The organism is Oligoflexus tunisiensis (genome assembly GCF_001748245.1).
GTDB classification, from domain to species: domain Bacteria; phylum Bdellovibrionota_B; class Oligoflexia; order Oligoflexales; family Oligoflexaceae; genus Oligoflexus; species Oligoflexus tunisiensis.
Genome location: NZ_BDFO01000001.1, coordinates 916,339 through 929,792 on the forward strand (window position 1 = coordinate 916,339; position 13,454 = coordinate 929,792).

Genomic DNA, 13,454 nt, shown 5'->3' on the forward strand with positions numbered 1-13,454 from the left:
CTCAAGGAAGCGGAACGACCTTGCCCCTCAGTATTTCATCCTTCGTCAGGGCATGCAATTTGCTTTGCCTCATGGATCGCACTTGTGGCAAGATCCGGTTTATTGGGCAAACTATGCAAGATGAATCTGTAAAGGAAGCATAGCTGATGCTTGAACATATTCGTGCCAGCTTGGAAGAAGCCCGTACGGCCCTCGAGGATCTCCTGAGGAATGAACAGGCCCAGCGTCGGATCGCCGATGCCGCCGGGGTTCTGATCACCTGCTTCAAGGCCCGGGGCCATGTCTATTCCTGTGGGAACGGTGGCTCGATGTGTGATGCCATGCATTTCGCCGAGGAACTTTCCGGTCGCTTTCGTCAGGATCGCCCCGCCCTGGGCGCTATCGCTATGGGTGATGGCGCGCATATCACCTGCGCCGGCAACGATTTTGGCTTTGATGCGGTCTTTTCACGCTTCGTCGAAGCCCAGGGGCGCCCCGGTGATGTCCTTTTGGGCATCAGCACCAGCGGAAAAAGTCCCAACGTCATTAAAGCTGCGGAAACCGCCAAGGCCCTGGGCATGAAGGTGATCACGCTGACGGGAAAACCCGACAGTGCTCTAGGCAGGCTGGCTGATGTGGATATCTGCACCCCGGGGGGCCGTTTTGCCGACCGGGTTCAGGAGCTGCATATTAAAGTGATCCATACTCTGATCGAACTCGTGGAACGCGGCATGTTCACCAGCAACTATGGGAGTTGAAAAAGCCCATGAGCGAAACCCTTTTTGATAAAATTTTGAAGCGGGAAGTTCCGGCCAAGGTCGCTTACGAAGATGAGGCCGTCCTGGCTTTTCATGATATTGCCCCGCAGGCTCCCATTCATATTCTGGTTATTCCGAAAAAAAAGTGGGCGCGCTTCGCTGACTTTCGAGCGGCCGATCCGGAGGCGATCGGGCACTATATGATATCCATTGCGAAAGCAGCCGAACATGTAGGTTTGGAAGCCGGCGGTTACCGCGTGGTTTTTAATAATGGCAAGGATGCCCAACAGACCGTTGATTATATTCACGCCCATATCCTGGGCGGTCGCGGTTTGCGGTGGCCCCCGGGGTGAACCATGAAACTCTCGCAGGCGATGAAGCTGTCACCGGATCTTTTTACGCCGTTGACCCGAACTCCCTGGGCTGGTCGCCTGATCGGACCACTCTATAAGAAAGATATCCTGCCGGCTTCAGTGCATGAGCCGATCGGGGAAGTCTGGGAAGTTTCCTGCGATCCTGATTTTCCCTCTCAGGTTTTGGGACATGATGTCTCCCTCCTGGAATTGATTCAGCAAAAACCGGAGGCGATGCTTTCGCCAGAATACGTGCAGGAGCATGGTGTCACCTGTGAGATCCTGATCAAATTACTCAATGCTGATGATCCACTTTCGGTACAGGTGCATCCGGAAGACGACGATCCCCATCTGAAGCCTTTGGAATGTGGCAAGCCGGAGTCCTGGCTGGTGCTGCATGCTGAACCGGGAGCCGGACTTTACCTCGGTTTTTCCAGGCCCATATCCCATCAGGATCTTGAGCGCATGCTGGAAAAGGATGAAGACCTGCGGCCGGTTTTGCAATTTGTGCCGGTGAAACCCGGTGACTACTTTGATATCAAGCCTGGTGTTCCGCATGCGATCGGCCCTGGCCTTGTCCTGCTGGAACCGCAGCGCATTCTGTTCGGTAAAAGCGGCAAGACCTATCGTTTTTGGGATTGGGGTCGGCGCTATGATGAGCGCGGACGTGTGGATCCGGTAAAGGGTAAAAGCCGTCCCCTCCATATTACGGAAGCGCTGCGGATTATCAAACCCATGGAGCAGGTGGGCGAGGGCTTTGTCTCCACGCTAAGGCGGCAGGCGATCCTGCAAAAACCTGTGCATGGACTTGAGGCTTATACTTATCCAGCGAACGATGACTACCAGGTGATACGCCTGGAGATGAAGGCCGGCGTCGCCTTTCTGCTTGAGATCCAGAAAGGCTTTGGCACTCTTGTAAGTTTGGCAGGTCGCTTCATTTGTCAGGGTTTGCACGGCGATTCCCAAAGGTTTATTGGGGGCGAACCTGGTTTTCTTCCGCATAAGGCCATGCCGATGGTGATGCGGGCCGAAGACGATAGCAGCTGTGTTGTGGTCATACCAAAGGGTGCTGAGCTCCAGCTGAAGCCTTTGCAGTAGGAGGAGGTCCGGATCCGGTTCCCGGTTGAGTGGAAATGATCAGATCGAAAACTGGCAAAAACACTCAGACTGCCCTCTTGGGCTCCTGGTCGTGTTATTCTTTTAAAATCGGGTTTTAAAGGGCGTGAAGGAGAGGGGAAAGGCTCCCGTTCAACAGATGAACTCAGGAGCCATGGCGAGCTTATTTCACAGCTTCTTTCAGCTCTTTGCCGGGACGGAACACTGGAACTTTGCGAGCAGGAATTTGGATCTCTTCACCTGTCTGTGGGTTGCGACCCATACGAGCCTTGCGGTTCGAGACAGAGAAAGTGCCAAAGCCAACCAGCTTCACGCCATCTTTCTTTTTGATGTTCTTGGTGACGACTTCGATGAAAGCGTCCAAAGACTTTTCAGTGTCGGATTTGGTCAGGCCTGTGACTTTGGTCATTGCTTCAACCAACTCGGCTTTGTTCATGGAAACCTCCAATGGCTTGAATCGAAATGGAACTTGGGTACGCAGCTAAAGGTTTACAGGCTATGCGTTTGTTGTCAAGATTTAGTATCTTGGCAGACATTTTTTTTAGCTTTTGTGCAGGGTGCTCGTCAAGAATTTGGTAATTTGCATATTCAGGTTTTACAATTTCTCCAGACTCCAGGGCTGCACATGGGCTCTCAAAGCCCACCAGGAGCCATGTCTGGGACCATGAGGTAAGGAACATGATGCGCAGTCTTCTCTGCTTCCTGGTCATCTGTGTGTATAGTATGAGCACCCTGGCAAAGGCCAGGACCCTTGATCGGCTTGTTCTGGAGATCAATGGCAAGTCTTATAGTCAAAGGCAGATAGAAATCTACCAGGCTCTCCGTACTATAGCTTCAGGCGAGCCATCTGACAAGGGTTTGCCGGGTCCTGCCTATTGGCTTGTGTCGCTGGAGAGTTTCCGCAATGAGATGATGATCTACATAAATATCGAAAATGATGCAGAGAAGATGGAAAAGCTCCAGGGGGATAACAAAGCCATAAGGCAGGTGCAGGAAAAGCTGGAGGCCTTGGTGGCCACCGATGACAAATGGCGTGACTTCCACCGTCGCTACTCGATCAGTGATAGGGAAGTGACCGCGCACCTCATTCGAATGTTTAAGGTCCAGGCTTATCTGGAAAGCCGTGGACGGCCTGCCACAACAGGGCAGGGAGTCTTATCGGGTTACCGAAAAATCGATGTCGCTGAACCATGGTTTATGACAATCTTCCATGCCACCCCGCATCGTCTCTATGATCGGGCGCGGACATATCAGGTCATCGAACCCTTTGGGGGATGAAGGTTGGACAGGACAGTCGAAGTGAAAATTTATCAAGGGACCGCGGAAGAAAAAGAGGCTCTGGCTCGTATTTGTCAGGAATGGACGCTGAAAGAGTTCTGGCCCTATGAGGAATTTTTGGTGTCACTCAAGATTCCGGGCACGTTTCTTCTTTTTCAGTCGGAGAACAATCAATGGCTTTCGCTCGCCCTTGGTCGCACTTTGGGTGGTGAAACCGAGCTCTTTTATATCTATGTCAGTCCCCGAGCTCGACGTCGTGGTCTTGCGGATGAGCTGCTCACCGCGTTTTGTGAACATGCCCTGCGCGACTGGTCCTGTGAACGAGTCATGCTGGAAGTCCGGCCCAGTAACCTTGCGGCACAAAGGCTTTATGAAAAGCATGGTTTTGAGAAAATGTCTGTTCGCAAGGGCTATTATCAGAATGGCGAAGACGCTCTGATCTATGAAAAAACCTTGAAAGCCTTCGACGCCTGATTCAGGTCCTTGTTTCCAAATCATAGGCGAGTGTAATCAGAAATGGTCAACAGGCGGGGGTCGGGCAGCGACAAAGAGGAATTATGGACGATTGGAAACAAAGACCTCATTAACCATACAAAAGCATGGTCCCTCTTGCAACTTCAAAAAGGAAGATGAATTCATGTCAGCCTCTCTTCAGGCATCGGCGGCGCGGCTGCTGATTTTGGTGCCTGTCTATAATCACGCCGCCTCGCTGGGCAAGGTTCTGCGTGAACTCGGTGCGGTGAATCTGCCGGTCCTTATTGTCGATGATGGCAGTACGGATGCGATCGCGGCGGTGCTCCAGGACTTCCCGCAGCACACGGTTCTGAAACATGATGTCAATCGAGGCAAGGGTGAGGCCCTGCGAACCGGCATGCAATGGGCCATGAGCCAGGGCTATACGGCCGTGTTGACCTTCGATGCCGACGGCCAGCATCGGGTGGAGGACATCCCCAAACTCATGTCCGCCTGGGAAAAGGATCCGTCCGCGCTTTATATCGGGGTGCGTGACTTCCGGTCAGCCTGCAGTGGACCGGTGCCCCGAGGCTCCAAAATAGGCCGCTGGTGGTCGAATTTTTTTGTATGGGTTGAGACCGGTGAGTGTCTTCAGGATACTCAGTCGGGTCTGCGAATTTATGGATTGCATCGGCGTCTCTTGCGCCATCTCAAAGCCCAGCGCTACCATTTCGAAGTGGAAATTCTGGTGCGTGCGGTGTGGATGGGTTTGCCTGTGCATACGGTCCCGGTCGGCGTGATTTATCCGCGGCCCGAGGAGAGGGTTTCCCATTTTCGCGCCTGGGTGGATACCTTTCGTATGGTAGGGCTCCATATTCAATTTCTTGTGCTGCGGCTTTTGATGGTCCTCGGACTCTACCGGCAGCGCTCGCTCAAGGGTCATGAGGAAATCAGCGGTTCCGGACTGATGGCCTGGCTCGTGCAACGGCTGGGGATTCGCTTCTGTTATACACTTATGATCCTCCCGGTTGTGTTCATCTTTCTCAAGGAGAGCTCACGGCGGGCGGCGATTATGGAATTTCATGCTCAGCTCAGGCCAGCCGCGAGTCGGCTCGGACGCTGGAAGGCGAGCCTCAGTAACTTCTGGTATTTCGGAATGAGCTTGCTCGATCGTTTGAATCCCGCGGGAAATTCCAGCATCCTGGCCCCGGCCAGTCTGAGTGAAGAAACCTGGCGGCAGCTCCTCGGACAGGGCAGCATCTTTGTGGGGGCGCACTATGGGGATTGGTTTCTCGTGGCCCTGCACAAGCGCGATGTTTTTGATCGACCGATGGGCCTGGTGATGGATCCGCGCGGGACACCGGACTTTATGGAAAAGATCATGGATATCTATGGCGGACGGATCTGCATCATCGATCCGTTTCAGGAGCCTTTGGCTTTTGCGCTCGAGGTGAAACAGATCCTGGATGAAGGCGGCAATGTCTGTTTTCTTGGGGATCGTTTGCAGGGCAAGGCGCGGGAATATTGTGTGAGTCTGCCCTTCCTCGGCAAGGAGGCCGCGTTCCTGCAGGCCCCGTTTGAATTGGCTCTGCGCCTGCGGGTGCCGGTTCTTTACTTCGGCTGCACCAAACAGGGCATCACCCCCGCGGCACCTTATCAGATTTTCCTCCATTCCATTTATGATGGGCGTGAGCGTCTGCCCGCCCGGGTTCTGGTGGAGCGCTATGTGGGGCATCTGGAAAAGCAGGTGCAGACCGCCCCTCAGCACTGGTTTAATTTTATTCCGTTCTGGCGCCAGCTCGAATCGGAAGGAGCGTAACCGTTCCGGCGTCATCTCGAATCGGAAGGAGCGTAACCGTTCCGGCGTCAACTCGAATCGGAAGGAGCCTAAGTTTGAATTGGTCCGAACTTTTTGCACGCGCGGAGCGGGTGAAGAATGAGGTGCTGGCGGAAGCCTGGCGGCAGGAACGGCCTCTGCTGTTGCAGCCGACGACGCGATCAGGAAGTCTTTTGCTGCTCGCGGTGGGATTTCTGTGGCCATTTGAAGTGCTGCTGGATGAAAAAAACCTTTTGCGGGATGCGGACGCCTTTCGTTTGGATGAAGCATTGATTCCTGAGGATTGGCTCCCCGATACCGCTTTAATTGAAGCGGATCCTCATGCGCCCGAACCCTGGACACGGCTTGAGGAATGGCAGCTGACGCTTTGCACCTCGGGGTCAACCGGTGAGCCGAAGCGGATTCAAAAAACCGGAGCCGGTCTGCTGGCCGAGGTTCGTGATCTGGTTGGAATTTATCAGTGGCATGACCAGGATGTGATCCTTTCACTGGTGAGTCCCTTGCATATCTATGGGCTGCTTCATAGTTTCATTTTGCCCTGGTTTTGTCGGGCCACGGTGGAGTTTGTCGGCTTTCAGGATGGGCCGGTGGATCCGCTGACTTTATCGAGTTCGCGTTATGCCGGTGTGATAGCCGTGCCTGCGACCTGGAGTTTTGTGAAGGATCTCCTGGACACGAAATCCCTTGGCACCCTTGTGATGTCGGGAGCCCCCTTTGGAGACAAGAGACGGCGCGAACTGCAGTGGCTGTCCCGGCAGCCGACCCGCGCCTGGGAAATATTGGGCAGTACGGAAACGGGCGGAATCGGAGCGCGTTCGCTTCTGGGCGCTGATGATTTTTTTCAGTGCCTGCCCTCGGTGAGGATTCTTGAAGAGAATGGGCAGCAGTGGGTGGAGTCTCCTTATGTCAAGCCTGCTCCACGCTGGCCTTTGGCGGATCGACTGGAGCTGCTCGGAGCCGGCCGATTTTTGCATCAGGGCCGCAGCGATCGTATTTTCAAATACGCAGGCCAGCGTTATGCGCTCGGTGAAGTGGAGAAAGGTTTAAACCTGACGTTTCATCAGGCGGAAACCTTCGCGCAATTTCATGTGGATGATAACGTGGCCCAAGGCGGCTGGCTGGAAGCCTGGGTCGAGAGCGCCGATCAACCTGTGGACGCAGCACGGCGCCAGCGTTATCAGGAGGCCACCCGCGCGCCCTTTCCACACGTGCTTCATTTCCTGCCGCAATTCCCCCGTGATACGCAGGGGAAATTGCAGATCATGCGCAAGGTTTGCAGCGACTCTCCCCTTTGACAAGGCAGCCCGCTTTGACCCATTGCCGAATGGCTTGAATTGTTCCGCTGTCGATGGGCTTTAGGGTCAGCGGCATGCCGGTCACACCAGGCTGATAGTGGCCCTTCCATTCCTTCTGGCGAGCCTCCAGATGCTGCAGAAGACCTGTGGTCTGGCAGCTGTTATCCTGGGGCAAAAGATAGCGAAAGGCTGCGTCCGTGGGCTCGTAGCCCAATGTTGTTCTTTGCAATAAAAAGCCGATCTCTTTGGGCGCCTGAAAGAAGGCCTGAAAATTCTTCTGATCCTCCGGGTTGCTCGCATGACAATGCCGGCAGGCGCGGGAGAGAAGAGGCACGATGACTTTCGGGTAGGTTTCCTGCGGCAGATAAAAGGCGGTCGTGGCCAGCCGGCCCTCCTGCTGAGGCAGATCGTCGGCGGCATGACTGAGATAATGATAGAGTTGGGTGATGTCCTTGCCTTGCAGTTGCGGAAAAGCGGGCATTTTATTCTGCAGCTGCGGCAGACGTCCCTGCACGGCGGCCGTCACATAATCCTGACTCAAGAGGGGACGGCCGATGCGCAGGAGCGGCCCTGGCCCTTGCGTCTGATGACAGCTGACGCAATGGATTTGAAAGAGGGTCTGCCCGGAGGCAAATGTTCCCTGATCCCGCGGGGGAAGAGGGGCTTTCTGCAAAACATTTTTGCGACGTTCGATCAAACCCTGAATGCTGGCTTCGCTCAGGCGATACATGGACGTTGCGGGCTGAAATGGAAAACGGGAGACCGGTGCTGCAAGAAAAGCCCGGAGACCGTCACGGTTATATTTTTGAATCGTCTTCCTGTCGGTGCTTTTCACCGTGAATTCCAGACTGCGGATATTCAAATAGGTCTTCTTTTCCTTCATGGGGCGGGCGATGGATTCCTGCAAAAAAGGCTCGATCCCTGCGATCGGTTTATCATGAACGAGATAAAAATGGCAGGCGTAGCACTGTAGATCCGCCGCCCGGGTGCCGATGCGATGTTGCGTAAATGCTTTTTCCAGGCGGGCGGGGGGTGTATGGCAACCCTCACAGGCCGCCTCATCCCTTGGGGCTGAAACCCCGGCGCTGCTGAGTAAAGTCAGGCCGAAGAGCCAGGCGTGCATTTTTTTTGAGTTCATCATGGTATCCTCCCGGATCAAATCCAGGGTCGATGTTTGGCAATGTAGGCGGCGACCGCCTCCTGTTTCACAAGCTCCTTCAGCCGTACCTTGAGTTCCTCCTGCACTCCCTCATCGGTGATGGTGGAAACATCCTCGAGAGGCGTGATGCGGAATTCCGCGACAGGAACCTTCTCGAAGTAGAGGGCATTATCCTCGCTGAAGCAGTATTTATTCTTCAGTTCCTGCACGGGCACCGCATACTCCCGATTGGGATCAAGCCGGCATTTACGGTCCGAAAGATTCAAAAGGGAAACACCGGTGGCTTTGGCAGTAATGATGAAGGGATGCTGTTCCTCCACCAGTTTTTCCTGCATGGTGAGATAGGCATCGGGATGCGTTCCAAGGTACTCGCTGAGCAGTACTTCCTTCATCAGGACCAGTTTGATGCGCCGGTCGGTTTCCTCCACTCCGGTTTCTTTAATTTTGATTTTGTAGCGGGATTCAGCCTGCTGCACGAGAAAGGCTTCCTGGTCAAATGAGGCATAATGCCAGCCGAACCAGGCAGCAGGGGACGCAAGGAGGCAGAGAAGCATCACATACAGTGGCTTTTTCATAAGTCTATCCTTGATGGAAAGGGATCATTCCAGACAGTGTCTGGAATGATCCAGTAAGCTAAGAAAATCCTGACCCTTAAGCGTCTGCTCACGCCCAGCTCGCAGAAGCTCTTCATCCATGGTTTTGAGCTTATAGGCACACGTCATGGCGGGGGCGGCCTCGGGATTCTGACCCTTGTCCGATTTTCCGTTGCTGCTGCCATCACAGCTCAGGGGGAGCAGCAGGGAAGTCCCTGTCATGAGGTGAAGGAGGAGTGGCGCCTTTTTCATTCGAAGAGATCTCCATTGATGATGCGTGATCGGAGTTCCTGGGTCAGGGTCCTGGCTATCGCCTGGCGCATGCGTGTATTGTGCCGGGCCACTTCATTGCGCAGAACTCTTTCATAGACAGGGTTCAGGCCCTGCTGCATCTCCACACTGACGAGCTGGAGCAACGGGACCTCCACCGCAACATCGCGGATGTCGAGGACGGCTTCCGCCGTGAACGTCAAGGTGAAATTCACCAGCATATTCAGCTCGACCAGTTTCACCTGCATCCGTGCGGTGAGGTTCGCCCGGGACCCATCCTGGGCACCTATGGAATAACGATCATTGCCAAGAGCATGCAGCTGAATATTGTCCTGAATCCAGCAGGCCTGGCTGTGAGTTGATTGCAGTGTGACGCTTTGAAAGCCCAGGGACACCTTGCCCGACATGAAATCGTCAAGGGTCAGACAGTATTCCGTCGAGAGTCGCTCCAGCCAGAGCATGGGATAGTTGTCCGGCAGAGTCTGGCGGATGTGGCTCGATTGAATAAACAGCGGAATCTGACCGTGCACAATTGTGTTTTGAAAAGGATAGGACAGGTTCAGGTAGCCGTTGATGCCGATGCTGGACTGCAGAAGGTTTTTGAAGGCTGGCATGACATCAGGGCTCACCTCGAGATTGTAGTAGATAATATCGCTCTGATTGACAGCGTTATCGGGCGCAACACTGTAGCGAATTTTGCCAAGCAGAAATTCATCCTCCCAGGTTGCGCCCAGAAACAGGCTGGCTTCGCTCAACTGATGCGGAATGGGGACCATGATCGTGCCCGGGTTTTTCAGCTTGTATTGGGCCAGGGTCTGGTCATCATACTGCGGAGCCAGAATGAAATAAAACGACGATCCATTCTGATAAATGTTGTTCCGATAGATGGTCCAGGCGCGGGGGACCATGTAAACCAGATGCGGATCCTCCGTGGTAAAGCCGGCGATTTCACCCGTCCCGGACGCAATCGGCTGTCTGATTTCCACAAACGAGGCCCATGCCGCGGAGGAACCCAGCGCCACCATCACGTAAAAGAAAGCGAAAGCAAGCCTGTGTTTCATAGATCGATCACCACCCTGGCAGGACCGGTGAGGGTCAGTTGTGTATTCACTGCGTCCCTGCGCAGCGTATAGCGATTGTTTTTCACCACAAAGTAACGAGTCAAAAGCTCGTTGGCACCCGCGGTGGTCACGTATTGCAGAACCCTGGCAAAGCTGGCGTCGTCGAGTGTGGAGAACGAACTTCCCAGTGCGACGAGAGCCGTTTCACGAGATACATCCACCAAAAGGTCAGCCTTGTCCGGCTCACGCAGGTAGTTGAACGATGGGGACAGATTCAGAACGGTTTCCTGCGCGGCGGTCACGTTCAAGGTAAAGGAGGCGAGACCACGATCGATCAGCTCACCGTTTTCAGCCAGAGCGGTCATGGCTGCCTTGGTGGCCGCATCGCCGGGTTTGATCGCAATCTTCACTTTGCAAAGGAAAGCCTGGGTCGAAGAGATCAGTCCCGTTTTCTTCCAGACGTCGTCGATTTGCATCAGGTAGGGAAACTCGGGCGTTGCCGGACGGCTGACCCTGCAGTGTTCCAGGGCTTCGACCTCGGTTCGCAGAAAACCCGCATCAGCCCATTCCGGCTTCAGGCGGCGGACTTCGTCCAGATCGGTTCCGGTAGGAAAGGCCACGCTGGCCTCATAGACGTTGTAGACCACTCCTTGAATGGTTGCGATTGTTCCGGTGTCCCGCAGACTTTCCTGAGTCTGAGGCACGTAATAGACCGTGCGGCCGCCGATTTCCGGTTTGGTGAAGAATAAACCCAAATCCTTTTTATGGAAATAATCTGAGACATTGAGCTCCAGAGCGAGTGCCGGCACGCTCCATAAGCTCGACAGAATGGTGAGGCAGGTTAAAGTTCGCAAGGTGTGTATCCTTTATGCTGTCATGAATTTCAGGGAAAATTCCCGCTGCGCAATGCAGCGGGAAGAAAAGCTCAAACCAAATCAGGTAAACCAGCCGTCATCTGTTTCTTCCTCGACCGTTTCTTCATCCGTACGTTCGAGCAACTCGATGGGTGGTGTTTCGCCTTTCCAGAAACCCACACATTCTGCTGTCCCGTTGTAGCGTTTGACCTCGCCGGTTTTGGCGTTGGTGTTCACGCAGGCGGCAATGCCCGGTATGGTTGTTGATTTGATCACAGCGGCTCCCACGGTTTTTCTTTCCAGGGTGACGTTGACATCCTCCTCGTACTTCTTGCGATCGGCGCGGAAGACGAAGTTGTAGTTCACGTTCTTGTCCACACTGGCTGTTGGATATTTTTCCAGCATTTTCCGTTCGAAATCGAGGCGCAGGCCTTCAATGGCGTTGTGGATATAGTTGATGTCTTCGTTATAGGTCTTCGCAAGCTGCTTCAGATCGTCGGTCGAATAGTTCTCAGGAAGTTTGAACAGGTTTTGTTTGGCTTCGCCACGCTGGTTGGTATAGGACACCTTGATGGAGCAGGCCCCACCGTTCAAACTTTCATAGCTGCCATCCGGTTTCTGGGCGCAGAGAGCTTCCCGCTTGAAGAAGTCGCTGACCTGGATGTCGAGGCAGTTGCTGAAATGGATGGCCGCAAAGGCCTCATAGCTTTCCGACAGCTTCTTGTAGTTGACATCGATCTTGGCCGTATAGGCGGGGAATGCCGCCTGGTAGTTCGCTTCCATGTTGAAGGAAATACCGTTACCGCCAATCAGAAGTTTCTGATAAAGATCGACGCCATCACCGGTCAGAATCAGCTGAACATTGTACAGCTGTCCGAGCGTTGGACCTTTCGGAGCCAGGTTGGAGCGAATGACGAAGTTGGAGCAGACCTTGACGGTTTCACCGGAAATGGGATCGGTGACCTCGCCGCAGATTCCCTCCTGTTTGCCATCATCAAAACTGTTGAGCGAGAGGGTCCCGCTGGTGGATTCAAAGGGAATCGGAGCGATCGCCCAGCCCACGCTTTCCACACCATTTTTTAGGCGGGTGAAATCGCCTTTATCCACGGCGAAGTCAAAGGCCGCGTTCAAAACTCCATAACGCACGCCCTCGCGATTCACCTCGGCCAGTGAGAGGAAGGGCTGCCCGCTTTGATTCGCGAGAACGCCATACCGTGGGGCCACATAGACAATCTTTGCCGTGTTGTCACGCAGGAGGAGATAGCCCTGCAGGCCATCGGGAATGGCCCGGAGCACCTCAGGAGGGAGAGGATCGGTCGATGGATCGGCTGGGATCGCATGGGCTGCGGTGCCGATTAAAGAGGAAAGGGCGGTTGCCGTTAAAATGCTCTTTATCTGTTTCATGCACGATTCCTGTGTTGATGAAGTGGAACGGATAAAAAATGAACTGCTGATTTTTTGAATAGCCTCCTTTCGCTCATGAGTTTCGAAGTCCCTGACCTGTAGACTGGCGGGAGGAGATTTTTTTTGCCTGGTGGAAAAAATATTTTCAGCTGATGGAGAGGCACTGGGAAAGTTATGCAGACGGAGGCGGGGGGAGCCGGGCGCGTCTCAGGTCTTGAAACACGCCCCTAACGGAATGTCTTGCTTATAATAGAGTGATACGCACGGGCCTGGAGAGAAAGGTTTCTGACAGTTGAATGCGGTCATTCGATAGATTGGGATGGGATTCTCGTCTGATCTGCAGGCTCAGTTCGCGATCCTTGGGAAAACGGCCCAGCTGCTCGCGACTGAACACGAGGCTGAGGTGGCCTTTCGAATGCAGGCACTCCTGAATGATGGGATCGGTCGCCGATTCCACCGCGGGTTCGTATTTCAGGCAAAGGGTCAATTCATCGGTGCCCACGAGAGGGTCACCCTGCATCAGAACGGCAAGTTCGCGATCGCTACGGACCTGATCTCCCTCCTGTGGAATTTTGATAGCGGTGCGGGCTGGCACCCGGGCTGGAATGGTAAAGACCTCGCCATCGTTGTTCACGTAACGGAATTCCATCGGCATGTGAGGGGGACGCGCCATCTGCATTTCGAGATGATACATGGCAGCGCTGGCCAGGTCGATGGAGGTCATCGGCGTGCCGTTGAATGCGATCGAGCTGCCATCGGTCAATTTCAGGCTGGTACCGAGAGGATTCTCATAACGAAACGAGGCCAACGCCTTGAGTTGCGCTGTGGCCTCCGTGTAGGTCAATTCATACGACTGTTCAATCGTGCTCTGTCTGACGTCTTCCGATCGACCCGTGCCGCATGCTGTGAGTCCGAGGAGTGGCAAAAGAAGCAGGGACAGTGTTTGATGTCGCATGGTGTGTCTCCGAAAGCCGATGGAACGTGTCTGGCTTTTTTGCTATCGCAAGTCCTGTGCCGCAGCATTTTAGGTCATAATGACTTAAA

15 protein-coding genes are annotated in these 13,454 nt (G+C 54.1%); 7 read left to right on the forward strand and 8 right to left on the reverse strand.

What is annotated here, in order from left to right; all coding sequences use genetic code 11:
• Positions 1 to 146 precede the first annotated feature (146 nt).
• The 3 genes from OLTU_RS04070 to OLTU_RS04080 are packed head-to-tail and all read left to right on the forward strand — an operon-like array spanning position 147 to position 2,188.
• The gene (locus OLTU_RS04070; protein ID WP_141731476.1) at positions 147 to 737 is read left to right on the forward strand and encodes an SIS domain-containing protein; all 591 of its coding nucleotides are present in this window, start codon (positions 147 to 149) and stop codon (positions 735 to 737) included.
• Positions 738 to 745: 8 nt separating this feature from the next.
• A complete protein-coding gene (locus tag OLTU_RS04075; RefSeq protein ID WP_141731477.1) occupies positions 746 to 1,090 on the forward strand; it encodes a histidine triad nucleotide-binding protein in 345 nt (114 codons plus the stop codon).
• Positions 1,091 to 1,093: 3 nt separating this feature from the next.
• Complete coding sequence (locus OLTU_RS04080) at positions 1,094 to 2,188, forward strand: type I phosphomannose isomerase catalytic subunit (protein WP_141731478.1); 1,095 nt, start codon at positions 1,094 to 1,096, stop codon at positions 2,186 to 2,188.
• 181 nt (positions 2,189 to 2,369) lie between these two features.
• Here the strand turns inward: OLTU_RS04080 and OLTU_RS04085 are convergent, their stop codons facing one another.
• Positions 2,370 to 2,642: an HU family DNA-binding protein gene (locus OLTU_RS04085; RefSeq protein ID WP_141731479.1), complete on the reverse strand. Its 273-nt coding sequence runs from the start codon at positions 2,640 to 2,642 to the stop codon at positions 2,370 to 2,372.
• Between the two features lie 242 nt (positions 2,643 to 2,884).
• Between OLTU_RS04085 and OLTU_RS04090 the strand changes: the two genes are divergently transcribed.
• The 4 genes from OLTU_RS04090 (at position 2,885) to OLTU_RS04105 (ending at position 7,069) form a co-directional block, all read left to right on the forward strand.
• Entirely contained in the window at positions 2,885 to 3,484 is a 600-nt protein-coding gene (locus OLTU_RS04090; protein ID WP_141731480.1) for a hypothetical protein, read from the forward strand.
• Positions 3,485 to 3,505: 21 nt separating this feature from the next.
• Positions 3,506 to 3,958, forward strand: coding sequence for a GNAT family N-acetyltransferase (locus tag OLTU_RS04095; RefSeq protein ID WP_176736318.1), 453 nt, complete (start codon positions 3,506 to 3,508; stop codon positions 3,956 to 3,958).
• Between the two features lie 163 nt (positions 3,959 to 4,121).
• On the forward strand, positions 4,122 to 5,756 hold the full coding sequence (locus OLTU_RS04100) for a glycosyltransferase family 2 protein (RefSeq protein WP_141731482.1): 1,635 nt from the start codon (positions 4,122 to 4,124) through the stop codon (positions 5,754 to 5,756).
• Between the two features lie 74 nt (positions 5,757 to 5,830).
• Positions 5,831 to 7,069 (forward strand): AMP-binding protein, encoded by a 1,239-nt coding sequence (locus OLTU_RS04105; RefSeq protein ID WP_176736319.1) that lies wholly within the window; start codon positions 5,831 to 5,833, stop codon positions 7,067 to 7,069.
• Here OLTU_RS04105 and OLTU_RS04110 read toward each other — a convergent pair.
• From OLTU_RS04110 to OLTU_RS04140, 7 genes are all read right to left on the reverse strand, one after another.
• Entirely contained in the window at positions 7,035 to 8,210 is a 1,176-nt protein-coding gene (locus OLTU_RS04110) for a c-type cytochrome (RefSeq protein ID WP_141731484.1), read from the reverse strand. The genes OLTU_RS04105 and OLTU_RS04110 overlap by 35 nt on opposite strands.
• A 14-nt stretch (positions 8,211 to 8,224) precedes the next feature.
• Complete coding sequence (locus OLTU_RS04115; RefSeq protein WP_141731485.1) at positions 8,225 to 8,803, reverse strand: hypothetical protein; 579 nt, start codon at positions 8,801 to 8,803, stop codon at positions 8,225 to 8,227.
• A 24-nt stretch (positions 8,804 to 8,827) separates the two neighbouring features.
• Positions 8,828 to 9,043 carry a hypothetical protein gene (locus OLTU_RS04120; protein ID WP_218109825.1) on the reverse strand — a complete coding sequence of 72 codons (216 nt, stop codon included), beginning with the start codon at positions 9,041 to 9,043 and terminating at the stop codon, positions 8,828 to 8,830.
• Positions 9,044 to 9,069: 26 nt separating this feature from the next.
• The gene (locus tag OLTU_RS04125; RefSeq protein WP_141731487.1) at positions 9,070 to 10,152 is read right to left on the reverse strand and encodes a hypothetical protein; all 1,083 of its coding nucleotides are present in this window, start codon (positions 10,150 to 10,152) and stop codon (positions 9,070 to 9,072) included.
• A complete protein-coding gene (locus OLTU_RS04130) occupies positions 10,149 to 11,006 on the reverse strand; it encodes a hypothetical protein (RefSeq protein ID WP_141731488.1) in 858 nt (285 codons plus the stop codon). The genes OLTU_RS04125 and OLTU_RS04130 overlap by 4 nt, the downstream gene beginning before the upstream one ends.
• Positions 11,007 to 11,087: 81 nt before the next feature.
• Complete coding sequence (locus tag OLTU_RS04135) at positions 11,088 to 12,410, reverse strand: hypothetical protein (protein WP_141731489.1); 1,323 nt, start codon at positions 12,408 to 12,410, stop codon at positions 11,088 to 11,090.
• A 244-nt stretch (positions 12,411 to 12,654) separates the two neighbouring features.
• Positions 12,655 to 13,365, reverse strand: coding sequence for a hypothetical protein (locus OLTU_RS04140; protein ID WP_141731490.1), 711 nt, complete (start codon positions 13,363 to 13,365; stop codon positions 12,655 to 12,657).
• Between the last annotated feature and the right edge of the window lie 89 nt (positions 13,366 to 13,454).

Coding starts and splice junctions, on each gene's coding strand:
- OLTU_RS04070 (WP_141731476.1), top strand. CDS start 147: ATGCTTGAACATATTCGTGCCAGCTTGGAAGAAGCCCGTACGGCCCTC.
- OLTU_RS04075 (WP_141731477.1), top strand. CDS start 746: ATGAGCGAAACCCTTTTTGATAAAATTTTGAAGCGGGAAGTTCCGGCC.
- OLTU_RS04080 (WP_141731478.1), top strand. CDS start 1,094: ATGAAACTCTCGCAGGCGATGAAGCTGTCACCGGATCTTTTTACGCCG.
- OLTU_RS04085 (WP_141731479.1), bottom strand. CDS start 2,642: ATGAACAAAGCCGAGTTGGTTGAAGCAATGACCAAAGTCACAGGCCTG.
- OLTU_RS04090 (WP_141731480.1), top strand. CDS start 2,885: ATGATGCGCAGTCTTCTCTGCTTCCTGGTCATCTGTGTGTATAGTATG.
- OLTU_RS04100 (WP_141731482.1), top strand. CDS start 4,122: ATGTCAGCCTCTCTTCAGGCATCGGCGGCGCGGCTGCTGATTTTGGTG.
- OLTU_RS04110 (WP_141731484.1), bottom strand. CDS start 8,210: ATGATGAACTCAAAAAAAATGCACGCCTGGCTCTTCGGCCTGACTTTA.
- OLTU_RS04115 (WP_141731485.1), bottom strand. CDS start 8,803: ATGAAAAAGCCACTGTATGTGATGCTTCTCTGCCTCCTTGCGTCCCCT.
- OLTU_RS04120 (WP_218109825.1), bottom strand. CDS start 9,043: ATGACAGGGACTTCCCTGCTGCTCCCCCTGAGCTGTGATGGCAGCAGC.
- OLTU_RS04125 (WP_141731487.1), bottom strand. CDS start 10,152: ATGAAACACAGGCTTGCTTTCGCTTTCTTTTACGTGATGGTGGCGCTG.
- OLTU_RS04135 (WP_141731489.1), bottom strand. CDS start 12,410: ATGAAACAGATAAAGAGCATTTTAACGGCAACCGCCCTTTCCTCTTTA.
- OLTU_RS04140 (WP_141731490.1), bottom strand. CDS start 13,365: ATGCGACATCAAACACTGTCCCTGCTTCTTTTGCCACTCCTCGGACTC.